General features: G+C 57.6%; 8 protein-coding genes. All 8 read left to right on the top strand.

The window, feature by feature from the left end; genetic code table 11:
* Positions 1-2: 2 nt before the first annotated feature.
* Positions 3-2,612, top strand: coding sequence for a type VI secretion system ATPase TssH (gene tssH, locus ACYP03_RS19460; RefSeq protein WP_459781777.1), 2,610 nt, complete (start codon positions 3-5; stop codon positions 2,610-2,612).
* A gap of 160 nt (positions 2,613-2,772) precedes the next feature.
* On the top strand, positions 2,773-3,933 hold the full coding sequence (locus ACYP03_RS19455) for a D-alanine--D-alanine ligase family protein (RefSeq protein ID WP_459781775.1): 1,161 nt from the start codon (positions 2,773-2,775) through the stop codon (positions 3,931-3,933).
* A 3-nt stretch (positions 3,934-3,936) separates the two neighbouring features.
* The gene (locus tag ACYP03_RS19450; RefSeq protein ID WP_459781774.1) at positions 3,937-6,195 is read left to right on the top strand and encodes an MFS transporter; all 2,259 of its coding nucleotides are present in this window, start codon (positions 3,937-3,939) and stop codon (positions 6,193-6,195) included.
* Positions 6,192-7,340 carry an ABC transporter substrate binding protein gene (locus tag ACYP03_RS19445; protein ID WP_459781772.1) on the top strand — a complete coding sequence of 383 codons (1,149 nt, stop codon included), beginning with the start codon at positions 6,192-6,194 and terminating at the stop codon, positions 7,338-7,340. The genes ACYP03_RS19450 and ACYP03_RS19445 overlap by 4 nt, the downstream gene beginning before the upstream one ends.
* 23 nt (positions 7,341-7,363) lie before the next feature.
* On the top strand, positions 7,364-8,065 hold the full coding sequence (locus ACYP03_RS19440) for a type 2 periplasmic-binding domain-containing protein (protein WP_248144366.1): 702 nt from the start codon (positions 7,364-7,366) through the stop codon (positions 8,063-8,065).
* Positions 8,066-8,099: 34 nt separating this feature from the next.
* Positions 8,100-9,047 carry a type VI secretion system-associated FHA domain protein gene (locus tag ACYP03_RS19435; RefSeq protein WP_459781770.1) on the top strand — a complete coding sequence of 316 codons (948 nt, stop codon included), beginning with the start codon at positions 8,100-8,102 and terminating at the stop codon, positions 9,045-9,047.
* Positions 9,044-9,529: a type VI secretion system lipoprotein TssJ gene (gene tssJ, locus ACYP03_RS19430; RefSeq protein WP_459781768.1), complete on the top strand. Its 486-nt coding sequence runs from the start codon at positions 9,044-9,046 to the stop codon at positions 9,527-9,529. Before ACYP03_RS19435 ends, tssJ begins: the two co-directional genes overlap by 4 nt.
* Positions 9,529-10,845, top strand: a complete 1,317-nt coding sequence (gene tssK / locus ACYP03_RS19425) for a type VI secretion system baseplate subunit TssK (RefSeq protein WP_248144241.1) — start codon at positions 9,529-9,531, stop codon at positions 10,843-10,845. Before tssJ ends, tssK begins: the two co-directional genes overlap by 1 nt.
* Position 10,846 lies beyond the last annotated feature (1 nt).

Here is a 10,846-nt window from a genome sequence, read left to right as displayed (position 1 = left end):
CCATGATCAATATCGAATTACAGAGTCTGGTCAAAAGGCTGACCCCGTTGCTGAAAAACGCGCTTGAAGCGGCAGCAGGCGAGTGCGTCAGTCGCGGCCATTTTTCCATCGAGCCACAACACTGGTTTTTGCATCTGCTGCAACAGTCCAAAGGCTGGGAAACCGCATTAAATCAGGCCTCGGTGGCCAAAGAAGCGTTGCTGGAAGGTCTGAACACCTATCTGTCCGGTCTGACGCGGGGCAATGATGCGTCACCATCCCTGTCGCCTGAGCTGGTGGAGCTGCTGAAAGATGCCTGGATGATTGCCTCACTCAATCAACAGCAACTGAGTGTCAATGAATTTCATTTGCTGATGGTGCTCAAGCAGCGCCGTGAGCAAGGCGCTTACAACGGCCTGCTCAGTCAGTGGGTCACCGTGCTGTCTTCGGAATGGCTGCGCAGCCAGTCGCTGGCGGTGAGCGCGCCCAGTGAGATGAACACCGGTGCGGTTTCCCAGACGGCCGCTGAGCATGGGGACACCGCGACACCGGCACTCGACAAATACTCACAAAACCTGACCGAAGCGGCGCGAAGTGGCCGTCTGGATCCGATCTCGGGTCGGGGTGATGAGATCCGCAAAGCGATCGATATCTTGTGCCGCCGCCGTCAGAACAGTCCGATTCTGGTCGGCGATCCGGGCGTGGGCAAAACGGCGATTGTTGAAGGTCTGGCACAGCAAATCGTTGACGGCAACGTGCCGCCGGCGCTGGCGAATGTGGAACTGCGCAGTCTGGATCTGTCGCTGCTGCAGGCCGGTGCCAGCATCAAAGGCGAGTTCGAAAACCGCCTGAAAGATGTCATCAATGAGATCAAACAATCCAGCACCCCGATCATCATGTTCATTGATGAAGCGCACACTCTGATTGGTGCCGGTGGGACTGCAGGCCAGAACGATGCGGCCAATATTCTCAAGCCTGCGCTGGCGCGCGGAGAGTTCCGTTCGCTCGCGGCGACCACCTGGGCCGAGTACAAACAGTATTTTGAATCCGATGCGGCACTGACCCGCCGTTTTCAGGTGGTGGCAGTCGGCGAGCCCAGCGAAGCCGATGCCGTGCACATGCTGCGCGGAGTGAAAAAGAGCTTGGAGCAGCACCATAACGTCAAGGTGATGCAGGAAGCGATCGATGCGGCGGTGTCCCTGTCGGTACGTTATCTGCCGGAGCGCAAACTGCCGGACAAAGCCATCAGCCTGCTCGACACCGCGTGCTCGCGGATTGGCCTGAGCCAGAGCGCGACGCCGCGTCAGATGGAATCCATTGCGGAGCAGATTCGCTATGCGGACAACGAAATTGAAACCCTGACGCATGAAGCGGCGCTGTGGTCGCTGGAGGATCCGCGTCTGCAGGAAGCGAAGCTGCGCCGTGAAACGCTGGCTGAGCAGCATGATGATATTGCCCGCCGCTGGGCGCAGGAATCTCAACTGGTGGAAGAAATTCTCGCGCTTCAGTCCGCTCTGGATACGCAGTTCCTGGCTGGCGAAGACCTGGAAGCCGGTAGTGAACGGGCGCAACTGGCCGAAAAAATGGCGCAGCTGCATGCCATTCAGGGCGAGCAGCCCCTGGTACTGCCGCAGGTCTCGCAGCAGACCATCGCCGAAGTGGTGGCGCTGTGGACGGGGATTCCGGTCGGCAACATGCTGAGCGCGGAAGTCGAGCGCCTGATGCATCTCGAATCTCAGATTGGTCAGCGGGTGATTGGTCAGGTGACGCCGATTGCGGAAATTGCTCAGGCGATTCGCATGGCCCGGGCCGGGCTGACTGATCCGCGTAAACCGGTCGGCGTCTTTCTGATGTGCGGCCCGAGCGGGGTGGGTAAAACCGAAACCGCGCTGGCGCTGACGGATCTGTTGTACGGCGGTGAGCGCAACATCACCACCATCAATATGACCGAGTTCAAAGAGGAACATAAAGTGTCGATGCTGCTGGGTTCACCGGCCGGTTATGTCGGATACGGCAAAGGCGGTGTGCTCACAGAAGCGGTGCGTAAAAATCCGTACTCCGTACTGCTGCTGGATGAGATGGAAAAAGCGCACCCTGGGGTGCACGACATCTTTTATCAGATCTTCGATAAAGGGACGATCTCCGACAGTGAAGGCCGCGAAATCGATTTTCGTAACACCATCATCATCATGACGTCGAATGCCGCCGATGGCGCAGTTGTTCATGCGTGCCAGGATGGTCGTCCTTCGGTCCCGGAACTGACGCAGACGATTTTCCCGGAGCTGCAGAAGTTCTTCAAACCGGCGTTTCTGGGCCGGGCGACCATCGTGCCTTATTTCCCGCTCAATGATGAGGAAATGGCGCAGATTTCAACCCTGTCCCTGAACCGCATCCGCAAACGCGTCGCGGCACATTACGGTGCCAGCTTTGAATACCATCCGGACGTGGTGCAACTGCTGGTCGCGCTGAATCAGTCTCCGGAAACCGGTGCCCGTGCGGTTGAGCAACTGATCAACCGGCAACTGATGCCGGAACTGGCGAATCAGTGCATCGTGCGCATGAGCGAAAGCAAGCCGGTCAAAGCGGTGCGGGTCGATGTCGAAGACGGCCGGTTCCGGATTCAGATTGACTGATCACCAGCGGGTTACCCGGGTAACCCGCGCTCAGCTGCAATCACCAGATAACAATCACCAGAAAGCAAGCACCAGATAACAAGAACCAAAACACCAATTGTTGCCGCACCAGATGCCAGACGTCTGATTAATTGAGCAACGCATACGACGAGTAGATGACATGACACATTCAGTTTTTTCGCAGACACAACTGGCGTGGATACGCCGGCATCTGAAAGTGGCCGTGATTCATGGGGGCGACAAAACGCAAACCGGTAGTTTTATTTTTGAAAACCTGAGCCCGCGTTCAACCAAAACCTATGCACCGGTCGCCCATGATATTGCTCAGGCGCTTTCGGAATCCGGCTTTTGTCATGTTGAAGTGCTTGCGGAAGACATTCATCTGGCTCAGCAATTGCGTGAAAAAAGCATTGATCTGGTGATCACCAACAGTGGCGGCCTGCAAGGGTTTGACTCGATGTGTCATCTGCCTTCCATGCTGGAGATGCTGGGCGTGCCGTACGTCGGGCATTCCCCGATGACCGCCGGGATTCTCGATAACAAACATCTGTTCAAGCATGAGATCAAAGCGGCCGGGCTACCGACGGCGCCGTTTGTCACTGTCGGCATTGATGAAAGCTTCGATGACCCGGGCAAGCAGTCCGCCATTGATGAGATTGCGGCGGGCTTTCACGAGGGATTTATCGTCAAGCCGGTCTCGGGGCGCGCTTCGGTTCATGTCTACCCGGTGTTTGACCGTCGTGAGCTGGCTTCGGTGGTGGAAAAAGTCCGTCTGGCAACCAACAACACGGTGATGATTGAACCGTTTCTCGGCGGACGCGAGTTTGTGGTCGCGGTCGCCGGAGAGTTCGTCTTTAAAGACGGCAGGCTGATGCAGTCGACGACGCCGCTGGCGTTTTCGATCACCGAGCGTTTGCTCGACGCGGACGAGCCGATTTTCACGTCGATGGACGTCAAACCGATCACGCAGGACCGTCTGGTGGCGGTCGACGAAGAGCCGCTGCGCGGTCAGTTGGCGGCAATTGGTCAGAAGATTTACCGCCAGCTTGGCTTGCAGACGCTGGTCCGGGTGGATTTACGCATGGACAAGCAGGGCAATCTGTATGTGCTGGAAACCAATCCGAAACCTGATCTGAAGCGCCCGGCAGGGAACCAGGTCAGTCTGGTCTGCCATGATCTGGCGCGTGAGGGGATGAGTTATACGGATCTGGTTCAGTCGCTGGTGTTCAACCGCCTGTCTTTCCTGAAAGCCAGACGTCCGCTGGCGCTGGCCCATTGTCTGACGGCGCAGTTTGATGCGCTGGCCGATGTTCAGGGGTGATGATTGAACGCGATGAAGCAATACAGCCGACTGCTGCTCGGTGCACTGCTGGTGGTTTTGTCTCTGTCACTGATTTGGGTGGTTGGTTACGCACAGGCGCAGAAAAGTTATCAGCAGCAAAGCCGCGATGCGATTCTGGCCCAGACGGAAGCGGCAAGAATCGGTATCGAGCAGATCCTGAGCTCGGGCGTGCCGCTGCACGAGATTGCCGGGCTGGAAAAAGTGCTGGCGCCGATTGCGCAGTCGGATGCCTCGGTCGTGGATTTACGGGTCGTGTCGGGTCAGCAGGCGTTGTATCGCTACACCACCGAGCAGATGGAAGGCAGTCTGGTGAGCATTCCGCTCAACAATAAATTTGCGCAGGCGGGCGTGCTGGAAATTCTGCTCAGCAATGACGAGACCGAAAAAGTCATCGATGCACACTTTCAGCCCATGTTGCTGTTGGTGGCATTGCTGGCCGGGCTGTTTGTCTGGCGGGTGCTGCGCAGCATCCGTCCGAACCGCTATCTGACGGCCTTTGGTCTGGTGTTTGCGGTGATGTCGCTCAGTGTGATCCTTATGGTGGGCGTGCTCTATCAGTCGGGGCTGCAGCATAAAGCAGACTCGATGGCCAACATCGTGACGCAGCGACTGGCGCCTGTCCTCCGGCTGGGGATCAGCCCGCATCAGGTCAGCGGGATGGATACCATGCTGGACAGCTTTCGTCAGTCCAATCCGGAAGTCTCCCGCATCACGGTCACGCACAATGAGGTCATGATTGCCCGCAGCCAGAGCCCGTCAGACATGCTGTCGGCGGAGGGGATGGCGCAGTTTTCGGTGGCAGATCACCGGGACAATCTGGTGACCATCGCATTTTACCCGAAGGCAATACTGGCTCAGCTGGCGCACATCCTGAAAAATTTCGCCATCCTGTTCGCCGGGTGTGCCCTGATTTGTTTTGCGTTTGTCCGGCTGCTCAGTCACGCCGGGACACAGTCGCGCAGCGAGCAGGTGCTGGCAAAAATCAAGCCCTTGCTGCTGGTGACGGTGCTGATGGAAGCGCTGATGGCGCCGGTATTACCGCAGTACCTGTCTGAGATTGCAGTGCAGAACGGCGGCACAGCGAGCTGGTCGTCGTATTTCTTCACGCTGTATTTTGTCGGATTTGCAGCCATGTTATTGCCGGCAGCACGTATGGTGGACCTGTTTGATATCCGCCGCGTGCTGAACGCAGGGATCGCCTGTTCCGCGGTCGGCTGTCTGATGCTGGCCTTTGACGTGCAGCTGTGGTCTGTGCTTGCCGCCCGGCTGATTTCCGGCATGGGCCAGGCGATGATTTTTATTGCCGCGCAGGGGTATCTGCTGCGGTTCAGTGACCAAACCAACAAAACCCGGGCCGCCGGCATCATCGTTTTTTGTTTTAACGCCGGCTTTATTGCCGGAGCGGCAATCGGGGCCTTGCTGGCAGAATCGCTGGGTGTTCAGGGGATCTTTCTGCTTTCAGCGGCGGTCGGGGTGTTGATGTTCCTGTTCGCCCTGAGCCTGCCGTCTATTTCTCACAAGACAGGTTCTCAGAAGACAGGGTCTCAGAAGACAGGGCGCCAGTATCCAGGGCACAGCGCCACGCCGTCTCACGGCTCACTGGCCGAGAACCTGCGGGTCATGGTGCAGGACTCGGTGGCGCTGATCCGCGTGCCGTCTTTCGTCCGGACCATGCTGCTGGTCGGGATTCCGACCAAGATGATGCTGACCGGCGTGGTGTCGTTTGCAGTGCCGATTTTGCTCTCAAAGCAGGGCGTGGCGAAAGAGAGTATCGGCCAGGTGCTGATGGCTTACGCCTTTGCTGTTTTGTTTGTCAGCGGGAAGGTTTCCCCGCTGATTGACCGGATGGGTTCGGCGAAATGGGCCTTGTGTCTGGGCAATGGCGTTGCTGCCGTGTCTTTGGTGGTGCTGGCGTCAGCATTCTCGTTTGAAAATATCACCGCGCTGGTGGCAACCGCCACGGCTGCAATGCTGATCATGGGCGTCTCGCATGGCCTGATCAACGCACCGGTGGTCACGCATGTGGTGTCGGTGGCCGGAGAAAGCAACGCTAACGCCGTGGCATCGACCTACCGCTTTCTCGAGCGGATCGGGCATGTGGCGGGGGCCGTTGTTGTCGGTACGCTGCTGGCGCAGTTCGGCCAACTGGCAGCCTTCTGGAGTCTGGCGGCATTCTTTGCGCTGGCCGGGTTACTGATGTGGGGTGCTGACCGCACACCGACGCAGGAGGCGACCGCATGATCAGACCGTTAATTTTGATCGCCGGGATGTTGTTTTCCGCACTGGGGTGGGCGCAGTGGCCGCAGTGGCCGCAGTGGCTGGGTGAGCAGCTGAATGAGCAACATCAGCAGCGCTGGGAGATTGAAGCCGGAGCCGATTCGGTCACGTTCACACCGCGCGGTGTGCATCCGCAGGTATGGGTGCTGATGTCGCGCAAGGCCAGCGCTTACGACACCGCACTGTCTTCCTTACTGACGACGTTTCGCCGTGACCTGCCCAGCGCCTCGTTCCGGGTGTTTGTGCTGCCGCAGGAGCCATCAGAACTGGAACGCTGGACAAAGCGCGCGGAGCAGGAAGCTAGCCTGATTTACAGTGTTGGCTCCCAGGCCACTGCGTCCCTGTACCGAGTCTATGCCGGAGGCAAATTGCCGGTGGTTTCGGTGAACGCGAAAGATCCGGTATTGCTCGGGCTGTCCGACGGGTATGCCAGCAGCGGGAACAACTTTGCGTTTACGTCGCTCAATTTACCCGCGGATATCACGTTCAGCTTTTTGCGCCGTTTTCGTCCGCAACTGACTCAGATTGGCGTGCTGTACGCCAGCGCGAACACCAGCGCCTATCTGACTCAGTATCTGCCGCTGAAAACGGAAGCCGAACGCCGGGGCGTCCGGGTGTTCCCGATTGAGGTGGATGAAAGTCACCCTGATCAGGGGCTGGAAAAAGTCCTGAAAAAACAGGTAGCCGACATGAGAAAACAGGACGAACACCTGGCGCAATCGCTGCTGTGGTTGACCGGCAGTTCGAGCCTGCTGGAGCGGATCGGTGCGATCAACGCTCATTCCGGGGGCTTACCCCTGCTGACGGCGGTGCCGGATGCGGTGAACGGTTCGGCGCAGAGCGCCCTGATGTCCGTGGGCGTCGGGTTTGAAAACAATGCGCATCAGGCCGCGCTGTACGGGATCCGCATTCTTCGGGATCACACACAGCCTGCTGCGTTGCCGGTCGGTGTTCTGTCACCGCCGGACATTTCGATCAGTTTCAGACAGGCGGAACGGGTCCAGACACCGGTGCCCTTTGTCCTGATTGAAATGGCGAGTGATATCTACGCCCGCGACGGCAGCAGCGTGCGGGCAGCTGGCATGAGTATGGAGAATCCGCAGCCATGAATGACCGATTTTGGAGCACCCTGATGGGGCTGTGTGTGTTCAACCTGTTGGTGATCAGTCTGTGTGTATTCAGTCCCGGCTCGCTGGCATACAACCGCCCGGAGCGGCTGTTACTGGCGACGCAGTCGTGGTTCCCTTACCAGTATCAGGAAAACGGGGTGATGAAAGGGCCGGGGATCGAGAAAGTGAAGTGTGTGATGCGTGTGATGGCGCAGCCCTATCAACTGACGATGACTTCCTGGGACCGGGCACAGCTGCAAACGGAAGTCGGCTCTCAGCACGGATTTTTCCTGGCGTCCCATAACAGCAAGCGCGATGAGTACGCAGTGTCTTCTGAACCGCTGGCTGAGCAGAAGTGGAGCTGGTTTTCTTTGTCTGATTCCGTCGAATTCAACAGCTCGATGTTTAAGTCGCAGGTGGAAGTGGCGGCGTTGTTCGGTTCCAACAAATGGTACTGGCTGCAGAAGAATGGCTATCAGGTCACCAAAAAGCCGCGCACACCGGAAGCCTTGCTGGCACTGATGCTCAACGGCGATGTTGGCGCCATCCTCGGCAACGATGCCGTGATTGAACAGACCATTCAGAAAATGGGCATCAGTTACCGGGCAATCACCCGGACCCGGGTGAAGTCGCAGCCGCTGGGCGTCTACTTCTCCAAAGCATTTATTCAACAGTATCCCCGTTTTCTGACGGAGTTTAACCTCGCTGCCAGCCAGTGTCGTTAAGCGGCGTCGCGGAATTAAAGCAAAGGTAAATCATATGCCGCTATCAATCAGAATTATCAGTTCTCCGGACGGCGAAAGTATTGCGCAGTGGAATCAGGCTTTTCCTGAGGAAGGGGGTGATATCGGCCGTTCATTCGGCGCGACGATGCAGCTCAGCGATGCCACCCGGGAAGTGTCGGGGACGCACGCGATCATCCGCAAGACGTCGCGTGGTTATCAGATTGCCGACAACAGCACGAACGGGGTGTTTATCAATGGTTCAGACGAGCCGCTGGGGAAAGGCAATCAGTCCACCCTCAGTGATGGTGATGTGCTGGACATCGGCCGTTATCGCCTGCTGGTGTCGTGTTTTATTCCGGAAAAAGCCAAAGCACAGCCGTTACAGGAGGCCGCAGCCCAGTCTCCTTTTGGGGATGATCCGTTCCGGACAGAGTCGGTTGCCGCTGCGCCGGTTCAGGCGGTTGAGCCGGAAGAACCTGAACTGACCCGCTCGGATTTTGACGTTGTCGATGACGATCCGTTCCTGAGCGAGGATGTCACCCGGGAACGTCAGCGGCTCAGTCTCGATCTGGAATTTCAGACCGAAGAAGACGACCCACTGGCCGAGGATATTTATCAGACGGCATGGCCTCAGACTGCATTGCAGGCGCAGAACCCGCAGGCTTCTCCGTTTGCTTCGCAGCCGGTTCATTATGCGCTGACGGAATACCGCCAGCATGAGCAACGCTTGCAGCAACAGACCGACAAGGCGCTGGAAATGGCGCTGACCCGTTTGCTGGCGGATATCTCGCCGCAGGCAATGGAGTCGATGTTCGACGATCTCTCCGGTTCCGGCTTCTGGCCGCGTAAACCCAAGCACTGGGAGATGTACAAGCGTTATTTTTCGCGTCAGGTCGAGAACCGGGACTGGCAGGTGAAGTTCCACGCCTATTTTCAGGACGCACTACGTCTGCAACGCAACCTGGAAGGAGAGAAATCATGATGCGCAAGCTGAGCCTGCGGATGCTGCCCCTGATGTTGCTGTCCCTGATGGTGTCGGGATGCAGCCTCTGGAGTGAGGACCTGACGGCGCCGCAGCTGGTGGTGAATATCCGGGCGGCGTCAAACATTAACCCGAATGTGGATGGTAAGCCGTCACCGGTCGAGTTGCGCCTGTATCAGCTGACCGACAGCCAGGCCTTCAATCAGGCGGATTTCCTTCAGATTTACAACGATGAACAGGGCGTCCTGAAAGCGGAGCTGTTGCTGACGCGTCAGCTGTCCAGCGTCTTGCAGGGCGAAAGTCGTCAGGAAGTGCTGCCGCTGGCCGCAGAAACCAAATACATCGGCGTGATTGCCGGTTTTGCGGATTACCGTGAAGCGAAAAACAAGGTGATTTACAAGCCGCTGGTGGTCAGCTCGGCGGCCATCAACATCGACATTGACGGCATCAACCTGTCTGTATCGGGTGAAGAGGAAGACTAATGGATAACAATAAAGTCGTCTGGAGTGAGGGGATGTTCCTTTCTCCGCAACATTTTCAGCAGCAAGAGCGCTATATCGAGCATTTTGCCCGTGAGTTTGCCGGGCAGATCAGCCCGCAGTCTTTTGGTCTGACACAACTGGCGCTGGACCGGTCGCTGCTGAGCATCGGGAAAGTTTCGGTGCGCCGTGCGCGCGGCATTTTCCCGGACGGGACTCCGTTTGATATTCAGCAGTCGCTGGTCCTCGATGTCGCCAAAAATACCAGCCACAAAAAAGTTTATCTGGCCCTGCCGGTGACGCGTCCCGGTGCGGTCGATGTCGGTGAGGACCGCCGCCTGCGCCACAGTGCCAGCGAACATCCGGTGTTTGATACCAGCCGTGAGCACAGCGATCCGGTGCCGCTTGAACTGGCGACCCTGAATATCGAACTCAAGCTGGAAGGCGATGAGCTGCAGGATTACACCCTGATTGCGGTCGCGGAAATCAGCGAACACAAATCGGAGGGAGCCGTGGTGTTGAATCAGGCGTTCATTCCGCAGAGTCTGCACTTTGGGGTGTCCAGCTATCTGAAAGACTGCGTCGCCGACGTGTTTGCACAGGTGCAGTACCGGGCGCGGGCGATTTCGGCCCGCTTGCAGGCAGAAACCAGCAGTAAGAGTTATCAGGCGCTGATGCGTGATTACCTGTGGCTTCAGGTGCTGGGGACCTGGATGCCGAAGCTGGAGCAGTGGAACAGCGACGGCACGCTGCTGACCCGTCATCTGTATCTGGAATGCGCGTCGATGGCCGGGCAGATGCAGGGGCTGGAAGGCAAGATGCCGAAGTCGTTTCCGCTCTGGAATCAGCATGATCTCTACGGGATTTTCTCTGCGGTATTTTCGGAATTACTGGTGCTGCTGCGCGAAGTACAGATTGATAACGTGACCACGCTGAAGTGGGATCGCCAGCTGTTCGTGACCCGTCGCCTGCTGCGAACGCTGGTTCAGGACCGCAGTCTGTACCATCAGGGACGCTTTATTCTGGTGGCGACATCGTCGATCGGTGCCGCGCGGCTGGGCGAAGAGTTTCCCCGTGCCACCAAACTGGCCGGAAACAGTGACATTGCCGGTCTGGTGCGCAACGCCTTATCCGGGGTGGCACTGCGTCATTTGCCGTACGCGCCGTCTGAGCTGAAGTCCCGTCATGATGCGGCTTATTTTGAAGTCGATACCAAGTCGGAACTGTGGCAGTCGCTGGTCAAAAAAGATGAAGCGATTGCGCTCCATATCGACGAGCGCATTGAAGACATCCACGTTGAATTTCATGTGATCAGGTAGG

It is taken from the genome of Photobacterium sp. R1 (assembly GCF_054600795.1).
The sequence above is the reverse complement of the archived record's forward strand: the minus strand, read 5'-3'. Positions and strand labels throughout refer to the sequence as shown.